The sequence below is a fragment of the Aeromonas sp. FDAARGOS 1408 genome, assembly GCF_019048665.1.
Classification (GTDB): Bacteria; Pseudomonadota; Gammaproteobacteria; order Enterobacterales; family Aeromonadaceae; genus Aeromonas; species Aeromonas dhakensis.
The window spans coordinates 2,451,607-2,472,913 of the sequence record NZ_CP077394.1; the positions used below are offsets into that span (position 1 = coordinate 2,451,607).

The 21,307-nt window shown below is 62.6% G+C and carries 18 protein-coding genes and 3 tRNA genes; 7 read left to right on the forward strand and 14 right to left on the reverse strand.

The annotated features are described in order from the left end of the window. Genes I6L38_RS11270 through I6L38_RS11285 form a run of 4 tightly spaced genes read left to right on the forward strand, consistent with a single transcriptional unit; the run spans window position 1 to window position 4,228 of the window. A complete protein-coding gene (locus I6L38_RS11270; protein ID WP_041202707.1) occupies window positions 1-132 on the forward strand; it encodes a GpE family phage tail protein in 132 nt (43 codons plus the stop codon). Then, window positions 129-2,564, forward strand: coding sequence for a phage tail tape measure protein (locus I6L38_RS11275; protein ID WP_201889367.1), 2,436 nt, complete (start codon window positions 129-131; stop codon window positions 2,562-2,564). The genes I6L38_RS11270 and I6L38_RS11275 overlap by 4 nt, the downstream gene beginning before the upstream one ends. A gap of 12 nt (window positions 2,565-2,576) precedes the next feature. Next, the gene (locus I6L38_RS11280; protein ID WP_201889368.1) at window positions 2,577-3,068 is read left to right on the forward strand and encodes a phage tail protein; all 492 of its coding nucleotides are present in this window, start codon (window positions 2,577-2,579) and stop codon (window positions 3,066-3,068) included. After that, window positions 3,068-4,228, forward strand: a complete 1,161-nt coding sequence (locus I6L38_RS11285) for a phage late control D family protein (RefSeq protein WP_216988487.1) — start codon at window positions 3,068-3,070, stop codon at window positions 4,226-4,228. Before I6L38_RS11280 ends, I6L38_RS11285 begins: the two co-directional genes overlap by 1 nt. A gap of 83 nt (window positions 4,229-4,311) precedes the next feature. Here the strand turns inward: I6L38_RS11285 and I6L38_RS11290 are convergent. The 11 genes from I6L38_RS11290 to I6L38_RS11340 form a co-directional block, all read right to left on the reverse strand. Beyond that, window positions 4,312-4,398 (reverse strand) — tRNA-Leu (locus I6L38_RS11290). 41 nt (window positions 4,399-4,439) lie between these two features. After that, window positions 4,440-4,513 (reverse strand) — tRNA-Cys (locus I6L38_RS11295). A gap of 34 nt (window positions 4,514-4,547) precedes the next feature. Next, a tRNA-Gly gene (locus I6L38_RS11300) sits at window positions 4,548-4,623 on the reverse strand. A gap of 179 nt (window positions 4,624-4,802) precedes the next feature. Further along, window positions 4,803-5,357, reverse strand: a complete 555-nt coding sequence (pgsA, locus tag I6L38_RS11305) for a CDP-diacylglycerol--glycerol-3-phosphate 3-phosphatidyltransferase (RefSeq protein ID WP_010633516.1) — start codon at window positions 5,355-5,357, stop codon at window positions 4,803-4,805. Between the two features lie 302 nt (window positions 5,358-5,659). Further along, window positions 5,660-7,510 (reverse strand): excinuclease ABC subunit UvrC, encoded by a 1,851-nt coding sequence (gene uvrC / locus I6L38_RS11310; protein WP_094696515.1) that lies wholly within the window; start codon window positions 7,508-7,510, stop codon window positions 5,660-5,662. A gap of 188 nt (window positions 7,511-7,698) precedes the next feature. Continuing rightward, complete coding sequence (gene uvrY, locus I6L38_RS11315) at window positions 7,699-8,343, reverse strand: UvrY/SirA/GacA family response regulator transcription factor (RefSeq protein ID WP_005302696.1); 645 nt, start codon at window positions 8,341-8,343, stop codon at window positions 7,699-7,701. A gap of 212 nt (window positions 8,344-8,555) precedes the next feature. Beyond that, window positions 8,556-9,308: a 3-deoxy-manno-octulosonate cytidylyltransferase gene (gene kdsB / locus I6L38_RS11320; protein WP_201881613.1), complete on the reverse strand. Its 753-nt coding sequence runs from the start codon at window positions 9,306-9,308 to the stop codon at window positions 8,556-8,558. Continuing rightward, the gene (locus tag I6L38_RS11325) at window positions 9,305-9,493 is read right to left on the reverse strand and encodes a Trm112 family protein (protein ID WP_094696517.1); all 189 of its coding nucleotides are present in this window, start codon (window positions 9,491-9,493) and stop codon (window positions 9,305-9,307) included. Before I6L38_RS11325 ends, kdsB begins: the two co-directional genes overlap by 4 nt. A gap of 121 nt (window positions 9,494-9,614) precedes the next feature. Then, window positions 9,615-10,616, reverse strand: coding sequence for a tetraacyldisaccharide 4'-kinase (gene lpxK, locus I6L38_RS11330; RefSeq protein WP_201885339.1), 1,002 nt, complete (start codon window positions 10,614-10,616; stop codon window positions 9,615-9,617). After that, entirely contained in the window at window positions 10,616-12,385 is a 1,770-nt protein-coding gene (msbA, locus tag I6L38_RS11335; protein ID WP_019838876.1) for a lipid A ABC transporter ATP-binding protein/permease MsbA, read from the reverse strand. Before msbA ends, lpxK begins: the two co-directional genes overlap by 1 nt. A 274-nt stretch (window positions 12,386-12,659) precedes the next feature. After that, entirely contained in the window at window positions 12,660-14,951 is a 2,292-nt protein-coding gene (locus I6L38_RS11340; RefSeq protein ID WP_216988488.1) for a DNA internalization-related competence protein ComEC/Rec2, read from the reverse strand. On the opposite strand from I6L38_RS11340, the gene I6L38_RS11345 reads away from it, so the two are divergent. From I6L38_RS11345 to I6L38_RS11355, 3 genes are all read left to right on the forward strand, one after another. Then, complete coding sequence (locus tag I6L38_RS11345) at window positions 14,889-15,407, forward strand: DUF2062 domain-containing protein (RefSeq protein WP_011706585.1); 519 nt, start codon at window positions 14,889-14,891, stop codon at window positions 15,405-15,407. The genes I6L38_RS11340 and I6L38_RS11345 overlap by 63 nt on opposite strands. Next, the gene (locus tag I6L38_RS11350; RefSeq protein ID WP_019838874.1) at window positions 15,401-15,895 is read left to right on the forward strand and encodes a DUF2062 domain-containing protein; all 495 of its coding nucleotides are present in this window, start codon (window positions 15,401-15,403) and stop codon (window positions 15,893-15,895) included. Before I6L38_RS11345 ends, I6L38_RS11350 begins: the two co-directional genes overlap by 7 nt. A gap of 121 nt (window positions 15,896-16,016) precedes the next feature. Continuing rightward, window positions 16,017-17,525, forward strand: a complete 1,509-nt coding sequence (locus tag I6L38_RS11355) for a helicase HerA-like domain-containing protein (protein WP_201885340.1) — start codon at window positions 16,017-16,019, stop codon at window positions 17,523-17,525. Between the two features lie 76 nt (window positions 17,526-17,601). On the opposite strand, the gene I6L38_RS11360 is transcribed toward I6L38_RS11355, so the two are convergent. The 3 genes from I6L38_RS11360 to I6L38_RS11370 all read right to left on the reverse strand — a co-directional run bounded on the left by I6L38_RS11360 (window position 17,602) and on the right by I6L38_RS11370 (window position 21,206). Then, entirely contained in the window at window positions 17,602-18,792 is a 1,191-nt protein-coding gene (locus I6L38_RS11360; RefSeq protein ID WP_139397934.1) for an amino acid aminotransferase, read from the reverse strand. Window positions 18,793-18,966: 174 nt separating this feature from the next. Then, window positions 18,967-19,908 (reverse strand): hypothetical protein, encoded by a 942-nt coding sequence (locus tag I6L38_RS11365; RefSeq protein WP_043169655.1) that lies wholly within the window; start codon window positions 19,906-19,908, stop codon window positions 18,967-18,969. Window positions 19,909-20,138: 230 nt separating this feature from the next. Next, window positions 20,139-21,206 (reverse strand): porin, encoded by a 1,068-nt coding sequence (locus I6L38_RS11370; RefSeq protein ID WP_043160279.1) that lies wholly within the window; start codon window positions 21,204-21,206, stop codon window positions 20,139-20,141. Window positions 21,207-21,307 lie beyond the last annotated feature (101 nt).

The window sequence follows — 21,307 nt, forward strand, 5'->3', positions numbered from 1 at the left end:
ATGGCCGATCTGGCCATCATCGCCCACTGGCCGCCGTCCGAGATGGCGGTCATGGAGATCAGCGAGCTGATGGGCTGGCACCAACGCCTCGTTGAGACTCACAACCGCATCAACGGGGCAGAACAACAATGAACCCTCTCAAACTTCAAATCCTGCTTAACGGGATCGACAAGCTCACCGCCCCCCTCAAGGCAGCCAGCGGCCAGAGCCGCATCACCGCCAAAGACCTGGTCGACACGAAAAAGCGCATCAAGGAGCTGGAAACCCAGAGCGGCCAGATTGATGGTTATCGCACCCTCGGCCAGCAAATCGGTGCAACCCGCGCCCAGCTCACAGCAGCCCAACGCGATGCCCAGCAAATGGCCCAACAGCTTGCCAAGGTAGAGCAACCGACCAAGGCCATGACCCGCGCCATGGAGCAAGCCAAGCAGAAGGTGCGCGACCTCTCCCAGCAAGAGCGGGAAATGGTCGCCCGTCACGGTAGCCTGAAACGGGCCATGGGCGAGGCAGGCATCAACACCAAACAGCTGGGCCAGCACCAGCGCCAGCTCAAGAGTGATCTCGCTGCCGCCAACAGCCAGCTCGACCAGCAACGGGCCAAGCTGGGGCAACTGGCCAACCAGCAAAAGCGCCTTAACCAGATCAAAGCCAACTACGACAAAACCATGTCGATGCGCGGCACTCTGGCAGGCTATGGCGCTGCAGGGATGGCCACCGGGGCCGCCGCCATCTACAAGGGCACCAATATCGCGGGCAAGGCGATGGGCTTTGATGTCGATATGTCCAAGGTGCAGGCGATCACCCGGCTGAGCAAAGAGAGCAGCGAACTGGCCGCCCTGCGGGCCCAGGCTCGGGAGCTCGGCGCCAATACCGCCTTCACGGCGGGCGAAGCGGCGCAGGGCCAAGGCTTTCTGGCCATGGCCGGTTTCACCCCCAAGGCGATCCGTGACGCCATGCCAGGGGTGCTCGATATCGCCAAGGCGGGCGGCGTCGAGATTGCCGCTGCTGCCGATATCGGATCCAACATCCTGACCGGCTTCAAGCTACCGGCCAACCAGATGAACCGCTTGGGGGATGTGATGGTCGGCACCTTCACCCGCGCCAACGTCGACTTGCAGATGCTGGGTGAAACCATGAAATACGTGGGGCCGGTGGCGGCAGGGCTCGGAGTCGACCTTGAAACTGCCTCCGCCATGGCGGGCAAGCTGGGAGATGCGGGTATTCAGGGCAGCATGGGCGGTACCGCTATCCGGGCCATTCTCGGCCGCTTGGCCTCTCCGCCCAAGGCGGCGCACGATGCGCTGGCCGCCCTCAACGTCAAGACCGCCGATGCGGCGGGGAACCTGCGCTCGTTGCCCGATATCCTGGACGAGCTCTACAAGAAAACCAGCAAGATGGGGGACGCAACCCGCTCGGGCTACTTCAAGGCCATCGCCGGCGAAGAGGCATTTGCCGCCCTGACCGTGCTGACCGAGCAGGCCGGTTCCGGCAAGCTGCAGGAGCTGATCGCCACCTTGAAGCAAACCCAGGGGGAAGCGGGTAAGGTCGCCAAGGTAATGGCCGATAACGCCATCGGCGACCTGGACAACCTCACCTCCGCTTGGGATGACGTAGGGATCCAGATGATGGAGACCGAGAACGGCCCATTGCGTGGCATTATCCAGCGCATCACCGAGATCATCCAGGTCAGTGGTGACTGGATGCGGGCCAACCCAGAGCTGACCTCGACCCTGACCCGTATCGCGGCGGTCACCGCCGTAACGGCTGCTGCTGGCGGATCGCTGCTGCTGATTGTGGCCGGTCTGCTGGGGCCGCTGGCCGCCATCAAGATGGGGCTTTCAACCCTGCTGGTCTATGGCGGCCCGCTGCTGACCTTCATCAAGGCGATGACCATGGGCATGGTCAGGCTCGGGATTGCCATGCTCACCACCCCGATCGGCTGGTTCATCATGGGGATTGTGGCAATCGCGGCCGGGGCCTACCTGCTCTACAAACATTGGGATGGGGTCACCAAGTGGTTCAGCGACCTATGGGCCCAGTGCAAGGCCCCTGCTCTCGCCTTCTGGGAACTCCTGAAAGAGCTCTTCTCATGGACCCCCATCGGCATGCTGATCATGCACTGGAACGAGATCTGGGCCTTCTTCGATACCCTGCCAGCAGGGGCCGCGAACAAGGGTAAGGCCATCATCGACGGCCTGATTGGCGGCATCAGTGCCAAGTGGGAGAGCTTGAAGAACAAGATAAAAGCCCTCACCGACCTGCTGCCGGACTGGATGAAGGGGGGCGGCTCGGTCACCGCCAACGTCAATCCGTCCGGCTACCTCACCGGCAACTACAACACCCCTGCCATGACGGGCGGTTCGGGTTATGGCCCGCGTATCGTCACCCCGGTGCGGCCTGTAGCCAGAGGCAACAGCACCACCCAGATCCACGCCCCGATCAGTATCACCCAGCAGCCGGGACAATCCGCCACCGATGTGGCGCAAGAGGTGCGCCGCGAACTGGACCGGCGCGAACGCCAGGCGGCCGCCAGTGGCCGTGCCTCCCTGACCGACCGCAACTAAGGAGCAAACACCATGATGATGACTCTGGGCTGGTTCGTGTTTATGCGCTCGACCGTGGCCCCGCAATCTCAACAAGACGAAAAATCATGGCGCCACCCGGGCAATAACCGGGTCGGCGCCCGCCCCTCATACCAGTACCTCGGGCCAGATGACGAGCTCAGTCACTTAAGCGGGGTGCTCTATCCAGAGCTCACCGGCGGGCCCGTATCCCTCGACATGCTCAATAGCATGGGCGACAGCGGCCAAGCCTTCCCCCTGATCCAGGGGGATGGCGTGATGCGCGGCTCGTTCGTGATAGAGGGGATCAGCACCACCCGCAGCAAGTTCTTCCAGGATGGCAGCGCCAGAAAAATCGAGTTCAGCATCAAGCTCAAGCGGGTCGACGACAACGACAGCTCCCTCGGCAATACCTTGCTCGGGCGCACCGCGGGCAACCTGCTCGGTCGATTGGGTGTTGGCAAGCTGCTGAACACCGTGGGCGGCAAACTCGGGGGGCTGCTCTGATGGGGGCATTCGACCAGTTCGGTACCCGCTTGGCTGAAAACCTTGGTATCACCAACCAGCTGGATGCCCTGAGCCAGCAGCATCCGGCGCCCGCCTATCAGGTGCGGGTCGATGGTCGCGATGTCTCGGGCACCCTGCGCCCACGCCTGATGCACATGACCATCACCGATAACCGGGGCTTTTCGGCCGACACCATCGAGATCGCCCTCGATGACAGCGATGGCAAGCTGGCCATGCCGCGCCGTGGGGCCACCCTCCAAGCCAGCATCGGGTGGCAAGGCGGCCCCCTGGTCGATAAAGGCACCTTCAAAATTGACGAGGTGGAACACGGCGGCGCACCGGATTTACTCACCATCAGGGGAAAGTCGGCTGATCTGCGCGGGGGCATGAATAAACTGCGCGAGCGCAGCTGGCACTTCGAAACCATTGGCGCCATCGTGGAGCAGCTTGCCGCCCGCTATGGCCTAACACCGAGCGTTGGCGACGCTTTCAAGGGGATGGTGATCGACCACATCGACCAGACCAACGAGAGCGATCTGGCCTTTCTCACCCGCTTGGCCACCGAGCAGGATGCCATCGCCACCGTCAAATCTGGCCGCCTGATGTTTATCAAGGCGGGCAACGGCACCACCGCAAGCGGCAAGCCACTGCCAGCTGTCACCATCACCCGCCAGGACGGCGATCAACACCAGTTCTCGGTGGCAGACCGCGACGCCTACACCGGCGTCATCGCCTACTGGCAAGACAACAAGGCCGCCGAGAAGAAGAAAATCGAGGTGAAGCGCAAGTGGAAGACCAAACCGAAAGAGGAACGGCCGCTACCACCGGGGGTGGTAGTCAACAAGAAGGAGAACGAGCTGCTGGTTGGCGACAGTGAGAACGTCAAAGAGCTGCGCCACGTTTACGCCAACCAGAGCAACGCCATGCGCGCCGCCCGGGCTGAGTGGGAAAAGCTGCAGCGCGGCGTGGCCGAGTTTCAAATCACACTGGCTAAAGGCCGCCCCGAGCTCTACCCGGAACAACCCACCACGGTCAGGGGATTCAAACCGCAAATCGACGAGGCCGAATGGCTACTCACCCAGGTCGTTCACGACCTCACCGACCAGGGCTACACCAACCGCTTGCAACTCGAAGTGAAACTGGCAGAGCTGCCGGAATAAATCTGTGTGGATCAAATGTGGACACTGAAGAAAAAGAAAAAGGCCACTATATCTAGTGGCCTTCTGTAACTCTTTGATTTTAATGGTGCCCGAGGCCGGAATCGAACCGGCACGACGCGAACGTCGAGGGATTTTAAATCCCTTGTGTCTACCGATTTCACCACTCGGGCACCGCAATCGGTATCAAGCTCGCGTGGCGGGCTTGTCAATATGGAGGCACGTTCCGGAGTCGAACCGGACTAAACGGATTTGCAATCCGCTGCATAACCGCTTTGCTAACGCGCCATGCAAAAGAGAGAAACTCTCTATTGTCTGAATTTGGAGCGGGAAACGAGACTCGAACTCGCGACCCCGACCTTGGCAAGGTCGTGCTCTACCAACTGAGCTATTCCCGCATCGGTCTGGCTGACTGCCTGACTACGAGGACGCATTCTAGCGATGTTCCTCGCCCAGTCAACCAAAAATGTTTAATACCCTGATCGTTCGAGTGTTTTTTGCCCTTTTCCTGCTTTTTCAGCGTTCACGACCGTTTCCCAGCCCCAAGAACGGGGAAACGGTCCTTTGTGTCGGCAGGTCAAAACCGGGAGTGATAGCTGAGATCGCCCCAGGCGGCCTTCATGTACTGGAACATGGACCAGAAGGTAAGCACGGTCGCCACGTAGAGCAGCACATAGGCCAGCCACACCATCCAGATGTCGTACTGCCAGATGAGGCCGGTGAGCGAGACCATCTGGATCATGGTTTTCCACTTGCCGATCCAGCTGACCGCCACCGAGGAGCGCTTGCCAAGCTCGGCCATCCATTCGCGCAGGGCGGAGATGATGATCTCGCGGCCAATCATGGTCATGGCGGGAATGGTCACCCAGATGGTGTTGTAGTGCTCGACGATCACCACCAGCGCCGCCGCCACCATGATCTTGTCGGCGACCGGATCGAGGAAGGCACCGAAGGCGGTGGATTGATTCAGCTTGCGGGCCAGGTAGCCGTCAAACCAGTCGGTCGCCGCCGCCAGGATGAAGACGATGGCCGCCGCCAGATAGGACCACTGGTAGGGAAGATAGAACAGGATGACGAAGACGGGGATGAGCAAGATCCGAAAAAACGTCAGCAGATTAGGAATATTTGTCATTATTTTCAGCCACTTCTTGTATGCCGCTACATGGTAGCCCCAAGCCGATCACGGATGCAACCGGACAGGCGCCCGCCTTGGTCTATTAATCCATCAACAACCTCAGGATGCGGGCCATTATGGCATTTGCGGCCCCCCGGCGTCACGGCTCTTGTGTGTCTGGATCCTGAAGGGAATGAACCCGGGGTGAATGATGTGACTCACCTCGCCTCTTGTCGATACCCGGGGCTACAGCCCCTGTTCGCCGTCAGAGCAAACAGGGGCAACACGGAGGCACATTCCCCCTTCTCGGCGACCAATGGCTAGAGGGAATGCAGGGCATCGTGGATGGACTGGGCCAGCTCCTGGCTGATGCCGGGCACCTTGGCAAGCTCCTCCACCCCGGCTTTTTTCACCTCCTGCAGGCCACCCAGGTACTTGAGCAGCGCCTGCCGCCGTTTCGGCCCCACCCCCGGGATATCCTCCAGGGTACTGGTGGTGCGGGCCTTCGCCCGTCTGGCGCGGTGGCCTGTGATGGCAAACCGGTGGGATTCATCGCGGATGTGCTGAATAAGGTGCAAGGCGGGCATGTCCGCCGGCAGGTGCAGCTCTTCGTGACTCTCCCCCAGGATCAGGGTCTCCAGCCCCGCCTTGCGGGTCACCCCCTTGGCAATGCCCACCAGCAGCGGATATTTGCCCCCCAAAAACTCCAGCTGGCGGGCCAGGATCTCCTCGGCGCGGCGCAACTGGCCGAGTCCGCCGTCGATAAACAGCACGTCCGGCACCTTGTCCGGCTCCTGCTGCTTGCCAAAGCGCCGTTCCAGCGCCTGCTCCATGGCCGCATAGTCATCGCCGCCGGTGATGCCGTCGATGTTGAAGCGGCGGTATTCCGATGAGAGCGGCCCCTCCCGGTTGAACACCACGCAGGAGGCCACGGTGCGCTCCCCCATGGTGTGGGAGATATCGAAGCACTCCATGCGGGCGATGGGGCGCTCCAGCTCCAGCAGCTCCTCCAGCTGGTCGTAGCGGGCGGTGGTGGTGCTCTTGTGGGCGAGCCGCGAGCGCAGCGCGGTCTGGGCGTTGATGGAGGCGAGCTTGATGAAGCGGGCCCGCTCGGCGCGGGTACGGCTCACCACCCGCACCTTGTAGCCCGCGGTCTGGCTCAGGGTCTGCGCGATCACGTCCTCGTCTTCGAGCGCCACGTCGAGCAGCACCTCGCTCGGGATCTGCCGCCCCCCCTGCCCCGACAGATAGAACTGCAGCAGGAAGGATTGCACCACCTCGTCGAGCTGGGTATCGGCCGGCACTTTCGGGAAGTAGCTGCGCGAGCCCAGCACCTTGCCCTGGCGGATGAAGAGCACGTGAATGCAGGCGGTCCCCTGCTCGAAGGACACCCCCACCACGTCGAGCTCGTCCAGCACGTTGCCGCTTACCGACTGCTGCTCGGTCACCCGGCGCAGCGCCTGGATCTGATCCCGGTAGCGGGCCGCCTCCTCGAAGCGCAGATCGCCGCTGGCGGACTCCATCTTGCCCACCAGTTCCCCGATCACCTGCTGGTTCTTGCCCGCCAGAAACAGCTTGGCCAGCTCCACCTGCTGGGCATATTCGGCCTCGCTCACCAGCCCCGCCACGCAGGGGCCGGCACAGCGCTTGAGCTGGTAGAGCAGGCAGGGGCGGGTGCGGTTGGCATAGACTGCATCCTCGCACTGGCGCACCGGAAAAATCTTCTGCATCAGGTGCAGGCTCTCGCGCACCGCGCCGCCGGAGGGGTACGGGCCGAAGTACTCCCCCTTCACCTTGCGGGCGCCGCGATGGACGCCGATACGCGGGTGCTGATGGGCGGTGATGATGATCCAGGGGTAGGACTTGTCATCTCGCAGCAGCACGTTGTAGCGGGGCTGGTACTGCTTGATCAGATTGTGCTCGAGGATCAGCGCCTCGGTCTCGGTGTGGGTGACCGTCACCTGCACATCGGCTATCTGGCGCACCAGGGTGCGGGTCTTGATGCTGTCGACGTTGGCGCGAAAGTAGGAGGCAAGCCGCTTCTTCAGATCCTTGGCCTTGCCCACGTAGATGACGGTGCCGCCGCTGTCATACATGCGATAGACGCCGCTCTGGTGGGTGACGGCACTGAGAAACGCCTTGCTGTCGAAGAGAGGTTCAGACGAGGTCATGCTGGCTCCGGCAACGGGGATCGGGGTGTTGGGTCTGGGATATCGCGGCAAGCGGAAGATCGAAAGAGAGGCTCATCGGCAACTCGGCTCAACGGATGAAAGCAGAAGACGGCACAGAGCATACTGCGCCAGACCGGCAAAAAGCAAAAAGGCGGCACAGGCCGCCTTTGATGGCTACACGCCGCCCGTTACAGGGTATCGGCATCCAGCATGCCATAGCGAATGGCCAGATGGGTCAGCTCCACATCGCCATTGATGTTGAGCTTGCTGAACAACCGGTAGCGATAGCTGTTGACCGTCTTCGGGCTCAGGTTGAGCTGCTCGGAAATATCGGTCACCTTCTGCCCCTTGGTGATCATCATCATGATCTGCAGCTCGCGCTCTGAGAGGGACTTGAAGGGATTCTCGTCGGCCGAGGCAAACTGGCTCAGGGCCATCTGCTGGGCGATCTCCGGGGAGATGTAACGCTGACCGGAGTGGACCAGGCGAATGGCGTGGATCATCTCGTCCGGCGCGGCCCCCTTGGTGAGATAGCCGGCGGCCCCCGCCTGCATCACCTTGGTCGGGAACGGATTTTCTGAATGAATGGTCAGCACTATGATGCGCACATCGGGCCGGATCCGCAGGATCTTGCGGGTTGCCTCCAGGCCGCCGATGCCAGGCATGTTCATGTCCATCAGGATCACGTCGGGATGGTTCTGACGACAGAAAGTGACTGCGGTTTCCCCGCTCTGCGCCTCGCCCACCACCTTGATCCCGCGGACATCTTCCAGAATGCGTCTTATCCCTGTACGCACCAACTCATGATCATCGACCAGGAATACATTAATCACCCAAACACCCCGTTTTTTATCTCGTTATATGCCAGTTAGGGTTAACACGGCGTCTTGCATCATAACCAAACTCGCTGATTTGGCAAACCATGGCCGGGAAAAGTTTGAAAGTGCTCATAAATGACGTTTGTAATCAAATAATTATGTAAAGATTAAACACAAAAAACGGCGCCCGCAGGCACCGTTCAGAGTCATTTTTGCTGTTGTCGGCATCAGTTCGCCAGCAGCGCGCGCACCTTGTCCAGATCGGCCTGGGTATCCACCCCGACCGGCGGCGCCTCGAGCGCCTGGGCCACGTGGATCTTCTCCCCGTACCAGAGCACCCGCAGCTGCTCCAGCGCCTCTACTTGCTCGAGCAGGCTCGGCGCCCAGTCCACATAACGCTGGATGAAGCCGGCGCGATAGGCATAGATGCCGATGTGGCGCTGGTAGTGATCGCCAATCTGCTCGCGATTCGCGGCAAAGCGATCCCGATCCCACGGAATGGAGGCGCGACTGAAGTAGAGCGCGTAGCCCTCCTGGTCGGTCACCACCTTGACGGCGTTCGGGTTGAACACCTCTTCGGCGTCCTGGATCGGCACCGACAGAGTCGCCATCGGCGCCGTGGCGGCGGCCAGGTTGTCCGCTACCTGACGGATGATGACCGGCGGAATGAGCGGCTCATCCCCCTGCACGTTGACCACTATGGTGTCGGCGGCAAAACCGTAGTGACGGCACACCTCGGCCAGGCGCTCGGTACCTGACTGGTGATCCTTCGAGGTCATGCACACCTCGAATCCGGTCTGGCCGGCCAGCGCCTGCTGCACCCGCTCATCGTCGGTGGCGACGATCACCCGATCGGCGCCCGACTGCAGGGCCTTTTCCACCACGTGCTGCACCATGGGCTTGCCGTGGATGTCGGCCAGCGGCTTGCCCGGCAGCCGGGTGGAGGCGTAGCGGGCCGGAATGACGACGACGAAGCTCATGACGACAGCTCGTCGCTATTGAGCTGCCGGGCGCGGTTCTCCAGCAGTACCGGGATCCCCTCCTCCAGCGGATAGGCCAGCTTGTCGAAGCGGCAGACCAGCTCATGCACGGCCTTGTTGTAGTGCAGCTTGCCCTTGCAGACCGGGCAGGCAATGATGTCGAGCAACTTGATGTCCAAAGCCAAAACGATACTCCTTCAACGATGTCGCGCCGGCGGTTTCATCACGCCGGCGATGGGTGTCGAACAACCAGATATGCCTTGCGGGGCATGATAAGCCCCTTCTCCCCCACGCTGGAAAGAGAGATTAACCTTGTGCCTTGGTTGCGCCTTGCCCCTTCCCGCTCGCGCCCAGCTTGTGCAGCAGGGTATCGAGCAGGGAGGCGGGCAGCTCGGCGCTGACCGGCAGATACCACCAGTTGTCGAGGGCAAAGGCGCGGCACTTGACCGCATCCTTCTCGGTCATCAGCAGCGGCTTGCCGGCAAAGCGGCCCACCAGCTCGTCCCGATCGAAGGGGTGGTGATCCCCGTAGGCCACCCGCTGATCCAGCTGATAACCAAGCCCCTCGAGGGTGGCGAAGAAACGGGGCGGATGACCAATGCCCGCCAGCGCGTCGACCGACCCCGACAGGGGAGCAGCCAGCGGGGCCTCATCGCGTACCCGACGGGGGGAATCGGCCACCAACCTCATGGGATACTCTCCCCGCCCCGGCTCGCCGCCGTTGCAGATGATGGCGTCCACCCGCTTGAGCCGGGTGACCGGCTCGCGCAGCGGCCCCATGGGCAGCAGGCAGGCGTTGCCAAAACGGCGCGCCCCGTCCACCACCACCAGCTCGATGTCACGAGCCAGCGCATAGTGCTGCAAGCCGTCGTCGGTGATGATGATATCCACCTCGCCGCTCTGCTCCAGCAGACGCACCGCATCGGCCCGCCTGGGCGCCACCACCACAGGGCAGCCACAGCGCCGGGCAATCAGTACCGGTTCATCCCCCGCCTGCGCCGTGGTGCTGGCGGCATCTAGCCGGTACGGGTAATGGGGCGCCTTGCCGCCATAACCGCGGCTCACCACCCCGGGGCGATAGCCGCGAGCCTGCAACTGCTCCACCAGCCAGACCACGACCGGGGTCTTGCCGTTGCCACCCACCGAAATATTGCCCACCACTATGACTGGCAAGGAGGCACGATAGCCCTTGCGCCAGCCGTGGCGATAGGCGTAGCGGCGGGCGCCGCTGATGATGGCAAACAGCAGGGCAAAGGGGGCCAGCAACCAGCGCCAGCCACTCTTTGCATACCAGAGCCGCTCCAGCATCAGGCGTTGCCACCTGCGGTGGCATGGCCGAACTGGATGGCGCGCAGCTGGGCATAGGTCCCCTGCTGGGCCATCAGCGCCGCGTGGTTGCCGCGCTCGACGATATGGCCTTCGTCGATCACCAGGATCTCGTCCGCCTTCTCGATGGTGGAGAGGCGGTGAGCGATCACCAGCGAGGTGCGCGCCTTGCACAGCTCATCGATGGCCGCCTGAATATGGCGCTCGGACTCGGTATCCAGCGCCGAGGTAGCCTCGTCCAGCAGCAGCACGGGGGCATCGCGCAGCAGGGCGCGGGCGATGGCGATACGCTGGCGCTGGCCGCCGGAGAGCGACGCGCCGTTCTCGCCGACCACGGTGTCATAACCGTTGCTCATCTTGCTGACGAACTCGTCGGCGTGGGCGATGCGGGCCGCCTGCTTGATCTCGTCGAGGCTGTATTGCTCTTCCGCGGCGTAGGCGATGTTGCTCGCCACAGTGTCGTTGAACAGGTGCACGTGCTGGGAGACCAGGGCGTACTGCTTGCGCAGCTCGCTCAGGCGGTATTCACGGATGTTGACGCCGTCCAGCAGGATCTCCCCCTGCTCGATGTCGTAGAAGCGGGTCAGCAGGCTGGCGATGGTGCTCTTGCCAGAGCCTGAGCGCCCCACCAGGGCCACCGATTTGCCCGCCTCCACCTTGAAGCTGACGTTGTGCAGCGCCGGGGTGTCCTTGGTCGGGTAGGTGAAGGTGACGTTGCGAAACTCGATCTCGCCGCGGGCGCGCTCCAGGGTACGGGTACCGGTATCCTGCTCCGGCTCGGTATCGAGCAGGCCGAACAGGCTGTGGCAGGCGGTGATGGCGCGCTGGAACTGGTTGTTGACGTCGGTCAGGCTTTTCAGCGGCTTGAGCAACATCATCATGGAGGTGATCATGACAGTGAAGGTACCGGCAGTCAGCTCGCTGCGCACGCTGTCGATGGTGGCCACATAGAGGAAGGCCGCCAGCGCGATGGAGGCAACCATCTGCACCACCGGGCTGCCGATGGCATCGGCGGCGACCATCTTCATGGTCTGCTGACGCATGTTGTTGCTGACCTTGAAGAAGCGTTTCTCTTCCACCTTTTGGCCACCGAACATCAACACCTCTTTGTGCCCCTTGAGCATCTGCTCGGTGGAGGTGGTGATGTCCCCCACCGCCTGCTGGATGTGGCGGCTGATCTGACGGAAACGGCGGCTGATGAGACCGATGATGATGCCCACCACGGGCCCCACCACCAGGAAGATCACCGACAGCTGCCAGGAGTGCCAGAACATCAGGCCGAGCAGACCGATGACGGTCGCCCCTTCCCGCACCAGGGTGACCAATGTGGTACTGGCGGCCGAGGAGACTTGACTCGCGTCATAGGTCACCTTGGAGAGCAGGTGGCCGGTATTCTGGCGGTCGAAGAAGCTCATCGGCATCGCCACCATGTGGTTGAATACCTGCTGCTGCAGGCGCATCACCACGTGGTTGCCGACCCAGGCCATGCAGTAGTTGGAGAGGAAGTTGGCGACGCCGCGCAGGGCCACGATACCCAGCACGAAGAAGGGCATCCACTTGAGCACGGTCGGATCATTGCCGTTGATCCCCTTGTCGATCAGCGGCTTGATGGAATAGACGAAGGTGGTATCCACGGCGGCGTAGCCCAGCATGCCGATGATGCCGCCAATCAGGCCAAGCTTGCGGTCACGGACATAGCCGAGCAGACGCTTGAAGACAGGCCAGCTGTCTTGTGAGGTTTCTTGTTGCATGAATAGCCGTTAATAAGGGAAATGACGGGCTATTCTAGCCAAAGCGCAGGATTACACCAAGCAGTGCCCATCGCCAAGACGGCAAATGACGGTCGTTATCCCAGCCAAAGCGCAGGATTACACCAAGCATCGCCAGCGCATGCCCCTCGCCAAGACGGCAAATGACGGCCGTTATCCCAGCCAAAGCGCAGGATTACACCAAGCATCGCCAGCGCATGTCCCTCGCCAAGGCAGGAAATGAAGACCGTTATGCCAGCCAAAGCCGGGTTGACGCTCAGCGCTCAGGCCAGAATGCAGGACGCCACCAGTCGCCATTGCGGCGAAACCAGGGTCCCTGCTTCCGCTCGGCACGGATCCGCAGCCCGTCCGGCGCTGGCTCGACCAGGATCTCCCCGTCCAGCCCGGTGACCCATTGCTGCGCCTCCCTGTAGCGAGCCACCACCTCGGGGCGGGGAAAGCCCCACTGGTTCATGAAGCCGGCGCTGTGTACCACATAGCGGGGGGCCACCGCCGCCACGAAGGGGGCCGTGGAGGAGGTGCGGCTGCCGTGATGGGGGCTTACCAGCAAGGTGCTGGCAAGCCCCTCCCCTTCCAGCGCCAGCAGCCGCTGCTCCGCCTGCCGCTCGATGTCGGCACTGAGCAGGATGCGCCGTTCCCCGTCGCGGATCTGCAGCACACAGCCGTCGTTGTTGTGACCGCCTCCCGGTTGCTGTGGCCAGAGCACCGCCATCTCGAGCCCCTGCCAGCGCCACTGCTGGCCACGCCGGCACAGGGTCGTGAAGCGGCCGAAGTCGAAGGAAGAGAGCTCGTGGCGTACCGGCAGAGCCTGCAGGATGGCACGCCGGTTGCCGGCGTGATCCCGGTCCTTGTGGCTGATGACCAGATAATCCAGCACCCGCACATCGAGCCGGTTGAGCAGCGGCAGGATCACGGCATCCGCCATGTTGTAGCCGCCTGGGTAGCGATCGCCGGTGTCAAACAGGATGCCGCGCTCACCCCGGCTGATCAGCACCGCCAACCCCTGCCCCACGTCCAATACCCTCAGTTGCCAGTGGGTCGGCGCCGGCCAGGCCGCCAGCAGCAGGGCCACGCCCCCCGGCAACAGTAAGGAACGACCGCCCGGCACATGCCAGGCGCACCAGAGCAGGGTCAGCAGCGCTGTGAGCGGCAGCACCCAGCCCGGCACCGGCCACCAGAGCTGCCACTGGCTGGCCAACCTCTCCAGCGCCCACAATATCCACTGCAGGCCGACATCGGCCAGCCAGAACAGCAGGTGGGCCAGCTCCCCCGAAAGCGGCGCCAGCAACACCCCGACCAGCGCCAGCGGTATGATGCCGATGCAAAAGAGCGGCAATGCCAGCAGATTGAGCAGCAGCGACAGCGGCGCTATCCCTTCGAACAGCGCCAGTTGCAACGGCAGCAGCCCCAACAGCAACAAGCCCTGCAGGCGAACGAGCCCGGGCTTGGCCTCCAGCAGGCTCGCCACCAGCAGCAGGGCCACCGCCAGGAAGGAGAGCCAGAATCCCGCCGAATAGAGGGCGAAGGGATCCCAGAGCGTCAGCACCACGAAGGCCCACAACCAGACGCGATGGGCCGGCCACTCCCGCCGTCGCCAGCGCAGCAGGCTCCACACCAGCACCATGATGAGGGCCCGCTCGGTGGCCACCGCAAACCCGGCCAGCCAGCTGTAGAGGGCGGCAAACAGCAGGGCAAGCAGAATCGCCCCCCGCAGCCCGAACAGCCGCCCCAGCCACCAGCCGAGCACCGCCACCAGCGCGATATGCTGCCCCGAGATGGCAATGATGTGGGTCAGCCCGCTGCCGCGAAACAGGCTCCACTGCTCATCCGTGATGCCGCCCTGCTCGCCGAAGGTCAGCGCCGCCAGCAGCGGACCCTGGCTCAGATCCTGCCAGCTGGCAGCGGCCCGGGCCAGCCAGCGCTCGCGCAACCCCGCCGGCACCGCTTCAATCTGGATCACCCGGCGCAAGTTGCCGGTGGCGGTGATCCCCTTGCCGAGCAGCAGGCGCCGCCCGTCCATCCCCGCCTCGTTGGCCAGGCCGTGAGCCGGCTTGAGGGAGACCTCCAGGGTCAGGCGACTGCCTGCCGTCATGGTGGGCAGCGCCTGGTAGGTATTGATGCGCACCAGGGGCGCCGGGGTGAGCGCCTGCTCATCGAGCCTGTTCACCCGCAGCACCAGCCGGACAAATTTATCGCCCTCGGGTTCTGCACTTTGCAGTTGTGCGGTTATGATGTGGCTCGTTTTTTTGCCAAGCTGATCCAGCCAGGCGAGCCGGTGGTGCAAATTCCCCTGCATCCAGAGGATGCCGAGCAGCAGAAACAGCAGCCGCCAGCAGCGGCAACCGGCGAGAGGGAACGCGAGCAGCAGCATCAGGCCACCCCATTCCCATGAAGGCAACCATGGCCAAAGCAGTGAGGAGCTTGCCCCGAGGGCAAACGACAGCAGGCGCAGATCCATGGTGCAAGTATTTAGCAAGGTTTCAATATGCCCAAACGACTCATACAACGCTGGTTGCCTGATCCGGCGACACTCAAGGAACACAAGCACTTGCGGCTGTTTGGCAAGCTGCTGCTGGACGCCAACCTGTGGCACCTCAATCGGCGCTCGGCAGCTGGTGCCTTCGCGGTGGGGCTGTTCATGGCCTGGGTGCCGCTCCCCTGCCAGATGCTGCTGGCGGCCGGCGGCGCCATCGCCTGCCGGGTCAACCTGCCGCTCTCGGTAGCCCTGGTCTGGCTCTCCAACCCCTTCACCATGCCGCCGCTGTTCTACGGTGCCTACCTGACCGGCTGTCAGCTGCTGGGGCAATCCTCCCAGCACATCGAGATCGAGTTCACCTGGGCCTGGCTGGTGTCGGTGTTCGAGACCGTGGCCCCGCCGCTGCTGCTGGGTTCGCTGGTGCTGGCCCTGCTCAGCTCCCTCATCGGCTACGCCCTCATTCGCACCTGCTGGCGCATCAGCACCGTGCGTCAGTGGCAGAAACGCAAGGTGGCACGCGCATGCTGAATCGCTGGTTTGCCCGCTTCAAGATAGACCCCGATACCCTGCGCCAGCAGAAGTGGTTCGCCCTGTTTGGCGAGCGCCTGCTCGCCCCCGCCCTCTGGCAAGGGGGGCCGCGCGCCCTGAGCGGGGCGGTGGCGGCCGGCATCTTCGCCTGCTGGTTTCCCATCCCCATGCATTCACTCATCGCGGTCGGGCTGGCGCTGGCGTTCAGCCTCAACCTGCCGCTGGCACTGCTGGCGGTCTGGTTCAACAACCCGCTGACCCTGCCCTTCATGTACCTCTACGCCTATCGCACCGGTTGTCTGGTGCTGCACAAGACGCCGGAACCATTTCACCTTACCTGGACCCTGCACTGGCTGGAGCACGAGGCGGCTACCCTGGTGCCTCCCTTCCTGCTCGGCAGCCTGCTGCTGGCGGTGCTGACCGCCGCCAGCGGCGGCCTCCTCACCCTGCTGCTGTTGCGCCTCGGCAAGCTGGTCCGCCCCCGCTGATCCCCCGCCTCGTCAGCCTCTGGCGCGCTGACGAGGCACTGCCTTGCCATCCCCTGGCCCCGCTACCACACTCCTTGTAACCCGTTGTTTTTCGTCCCCCATTTGCCACAAGGAGCCCACCATGGCCGAACCGCTCACGCTGGCCCATGCCAGTGGTCATCCCCTCGCCCTGCTGCCAGCCATGGCCAATCGCCACGGCCTCATCACAGGGGCCACCGGCACCGGCAAGACAGTCACCCTGCAGGTGCTGGCAGAGGGGTTCTCCCGCCTCGGCGTGCCGGTTTTCTTGGCGGATGTGAAGGGGGACCTGAGCGGCCTTGGCGCCGCCGGAGCAGGCTCTGCCAAGCTGGATGCCAGGCTGGCCCAGCTCGGCATCCCGGCCCCCGCCTTTGCCGCCAGCCCCACCCTGTTCTGGGATCTGTTTGCCGAACAGGGCCACCCGGTGCGGGCCACCATCTCCGACATGGGGCCCCTGCTGCTCGCCCGCCTGCTCGGCCTAAATGACACCCAAAGCGGGGTGCTGGAGCTGGTGTTCAAGGTGGCGGACGACGAGGGGCTGCTGCTGCTCGATCTCAAGGACCTGCGCGCCATGGTGCAGTTTGCCGGTGACAACGCCAAGTCCCTCACCACCCGTTACGGCAACGTCTCCACCGCCTCCATCGGCGCCATCCTGCGCAACCTGCTCACCCTGGAGAGCGCGGGCGGCGATCACTTCTTTGGCGAGCCCATGCTGGACATCCAGGATCTGCTGCAGACCGATGAGGCCGGCCACGGCCATATCAATGTGCTGGCCGCCAGCAAGCTGACCCAGTCCAGTCGCCTCTATGCCTGCTTCCTGCTCTGGCTGCTCTCCGAGCTGTTCGAGCAGTTGCCGGAGGTGGGGGATCCCGACAAACCTGTGCTGGTGTTCTTTTTCGACGAGGCGCACCTGCTGTTCAACGACGCCCCCAAGGCGCTGCTGGAGAAGATTGAACTGGTGGTGCGCCTCATCCGCTCGAAAGGGGTGGGCGTCTACTTCGTCACCCAGAGCCCGGCCGATATCCCCGACAGCGTACTGGGGCAGCTTGGCAACCGGGTGCAACACGCCCTGCGCGCCTTTACCCCGAGCGATCAGAAGGCGGTGCGGATCGCCGCCAACACCCTGCGGGCCAACCCGGCCTTTGATGCCGCTGGCGTCATCACCGAGCTCGGGGTCGGCGAGGCGCTGGTCTCTCTGCTCGACGAGAAGGGGCGGCCCAACATGGTGGAGCGCGCCTTCATCGCCCCGCCGGCCAGCCGCATCGGCCCCTTGAGCGACGCCGAGCGGCAGGCGCTCATTCAGGGCTCATTGCTGCACGGCCGCTACGAGACGCCGGAGGATCGCGAGTCGGCCTTCGAGCGGCTCAACGGCGGCAAGCTGACAACCACAAGCGAACAAGCCAGTAAACCGTCATCCAGCGAGGAAGGCGGCCTGCTCGATGCACTCAATGGCATCCTGTTTGGCCGCACCGGCCCCCGTGGCGGCCAGCACGACGGGGTTGTGCAAACCGCCGCCAAGAGCGTGGCCCGCACCATCGGCAGCGAGGTGGGTCGCCAGCTGGTGCGCGGGGTGCTCGGCTCCCTGCTGGGGGGTGGCAAACGCCGTCGCTAAGGCCTGAGCCGAAAAATGAAAAAGCCCGCCGGGTCTACCCGGCGGGCTTGTTACTGAGCGGATGGCGATGACTCGCTTACAGCACCTTGGCGATGGCGTCGCACAGCGGATCTATGTTGGCACGGGTGATACCGGCCACGCTGATCCGGCCGGAGCCGACGATGTAGATGGCGAACTCGCTCTTGAGGCGCTCCACCTGATCCTTGGAAAGACCGGAGAAGGAGAACATGCCGTTCTGCTCGCGGATAAAGCTGAAGTCCTGGCTCACGCCGCGCGCGGCCAGTTTTTCCACCAGCAGCTCGCGCATCTCGCGAATGCGCACCCGCATGGCGGCCACCTCTTCCACCCACTCGGCATAGAGGGCCGGATCGCTCACCACGGCAGTGACGACGGCAGCTCCGTGTGACGGCGGGTTGGAGTAGTTGGCACGAATGACGGTCTTGACCTGGGTGAAGGCCACATCGGCGATCGCCTTGGTCGCGCTGACCAGGGTGAAGGCACCGACCCGCTCGTTGTAGAGGCCGAAGTTCTTGGAGAAGGAGCTCGCCACCAGCAGCTCGTCGTGGCACTCGGCGAAGATGCGCAGACCTTCGGCATCCTCTTCGATGCCGCGGGCAAAGCCCTGATAGGCGAAGTCAAACAGCGGCAACCAGCCGGCGGCGGCACTCTGCCTGGCCAGGGCACGCCACTGATCAGCGGTCGGATCGATACCGGTCGGGTTGTGACAACAACCGTGCAGCAGCACCAGATCGCCAGCCTGCGCCTCGGCCAGAGACGCCTGCATGGCGGCAAAGTCGAGCCCCTTGGTCGCCGCGTCATAGTACTTGTACCACTTGACGGTCAGACCCGCGGCCTGGAACACGCTGACGTGGTTGGCCCAGGTGGGATCGGAGATCCAGATGGTCTTGGCGAGGTTGTTGCGTACCACGAACTCGGCGGCGATGCGCAGGGCACCAGTACCACCCGGCGCTTGCGCCGTCTTGGCGCGGCCGCTGTTGACCAGCGCGGAATCCTGTCCGAACAGCAGTTGCTGCACGATGCGGCCGTATTCGATATTGCCTTCGATACCGAGATAGTTCTTGGTCTTCTCGTCGGTCAAGAGCTTCTGTTCGGCTTTCTTGACGCAGTGAAGAATGGGGGTGGCGCCGGTCTCGTCCTTGTAGATCCCGACCCCCAGGTTGATCTTGTGGCTGCGAGAGTCGGCGCGGAAGGCTTCGGTCAGGCCCAGGATCGGATCCGCTGGGGCGGCAACAACCTTTTCAAACATGGTATTCCCTGTATTCCGTTGAGTTCGTTGGCTGGCAAAGCGTGTTGGCACACCGTCCGTGACACGCAAAACACGTGGCAAACAAAAGCGCCCACTGGCGAGCGCTTCGTCAACTCTTTATATCATCGTGCAGGATGGGGGAAAACCGCTTTTTCGGCCGGATCTGCGGCAATCTCAACCGATGGCATGCCACTGTGGCGCCAACGCGCACACCTCGGCAGACAAGCCACCATTGGACTCAACCAAACCGCTACAAACTGCTAACAATGACTTGGGGATCCGGCTCGGCTCCCAGGGGCGGGAGTCGGCCAACGGCAGGGCATAGGCCGTCATGATGGGAGCCAGCACGGTGGGCAGCCACCAGCTGGCCGGCCGACCCAAACGCTGGGCCAGAGTCAGCACCCGATCCACCCCGCTCGGGTCGAGGGAGGTGAGATGACTCCACTGCACCTGAGGCGGCAGCGCGGCGATCACTTGCTGCAGTGCCTGTTGAGCCGAGGCGGGAGCCCAGATCAGCAGGGTCCCTGCCGGCAGCACCAGCTCGGCAAAGGCACCGACGCTGTCGGTGGTGATCACCCGCAGCAGCTCCCCCTCCCCCCACAGGATCTTGCCAAGGCTGGCCAGGTTGCGTTCCGGCAACGCCACCTCGCCAAGCGCCTGCAACCAAGGGGACGCATCGAGCAGGGTGCCGCCGCTGAAAAACAGGCTGAACGGCTCGGGGGCACGCAGGCGCACCTGTTGATCCAAACAGAGCCGGATCCCCTTGTCTTCGAAGTCGATCTGCTCGTTGGGGGTAAAGCTCACCTCGCTCTTGCGATAGAGCGCGGCCAGCACCCGCTCGTTGACCTGCTCCGCCAGCTGCCAGCCCTGCCCATGGAGCCACTCCTCCGGGGTTGGCGGTGCCGTGGCGATCTCGGCCAGCGTCAGTTCACGGGTCAGGTAGCGGCGGCCGGCGGGGGTGAGCTCATAGTGGTGGTTGCCCAGCGCCAGCAGCAGCTGGTTGTCCTTGAGCAGGCCCAGCAGGGGTTGCCACTGGCGGGCGCGGACCACCGAGGTGGGGTTGTCCAGCAGCTGGCGGGCCAGCTCCCGCCACTGCGGGTGACTAAAGTCAATCAAGCGTCATCCTTCCCTGTCTGCCGAACATCCTGCAACGAGCTGAATAATCTAGCTATTCGCAGACCGGGAGCCAAGTACAGAAAAGAGACAACGTGAACTGGCGCAAGCCAAACAGGAGCAGGAGAGGATCATCAACAGAGGAGAAGAGAGGCAATCAGGTGGGAAGCAGATAAAACAAAACGGCCAAGCAAGCTTGGCCGTTCATCAACTCAATCAGCGCAGAGACTAGATTAGAAGTTGTATTGCAGGGCAACGGTCCACTCGTCGTCCAGTTTGTCGATACCCTGGATCTTGTACTCGGTGTAGGCTTTCAGCTTGGAAGTGAAAGCGTACTGTACGCCCAGCAGGGTTTCGTCAAGCAGGTCTTTGTACTCTGCACCGGCAGTATTGGACTTGACTTTTGCTTCTTTGAAGTTGTAGCCAGCCAGGAAGGTCCAGGCATCAACGTTGTAGGAAGCTGCCAGCTCGTAGCCACGGCCCTTGTCCTTGTCACCACCGGTGGTGTTGTCGTAGCTCAGGTCACCCTGAGTATAAACACCGGCGAAGTAGAAACCGTTGATGGCGTAGTGTGCACCCAGTGCCCACTCTTTCTTGTCACCAGTGTTGTTAGTCTTGGTGTTTTCCAGATCGGAGTAGGAGTAACCTGCGTTCAGACCCAGACCGAAGTCGAAGTCATAACCGGCAGCAGCGGCATAACCGTAGTTACGCTTCACATCGGCACCGTAAACGGCAGTTTCTTTGATACCCTGACCTACGTCAGTAACCTTGACGGCTTTGTCGTCGTTGGTCTGATAGGACAGTTTGCCTTTGAAGCCGCCGTAGGTGTTGGAGTAGATAACCTGACCTTCTTGACGACCGTCATAGAAGTTACCTGCGTCACCCCACTCGTTGAAGATATCGGTCGGTTCCAGCACGTCGTAGAACGCGGTATCGGTCTGACCGAAGATGATCTTACCGTACTGGGTGCCGTCGAAACCAACGTAGATGTGGCGGGAATCGAACTTGTTGGCGGAGTTTTCAGCAGAAACTTGCCACTCGGTCTTGGCGATACCGGACCAGGTGTTGTTCAGAGCAATCTTGCCGGACCAACCCAGACGGGAAGAACCAACCAGCTCACCGTCAACATCCTTGTAGCCAGATGCAGCGGTAGAGTCGGCGGTATTGTGGTCACCGTAGTAGTTAGCCTGAACACGGCCGTATACGTCAAAAGTGGTACCGTCTTTGTCGTAAACCACTGCAGCGTTAGCGGCGGATGCAAACAGAGCCGGGATAGCAATAGCCAGAATTGTCTTTTTCATAGTTTCCAATGCCTACTGTAATTAAACACTAAGTCGTTGTTATTCCCTGTGTTAGCGATGTACTTTGCATCACTATGGCGCCGAGACTAGCACCGGGTTTT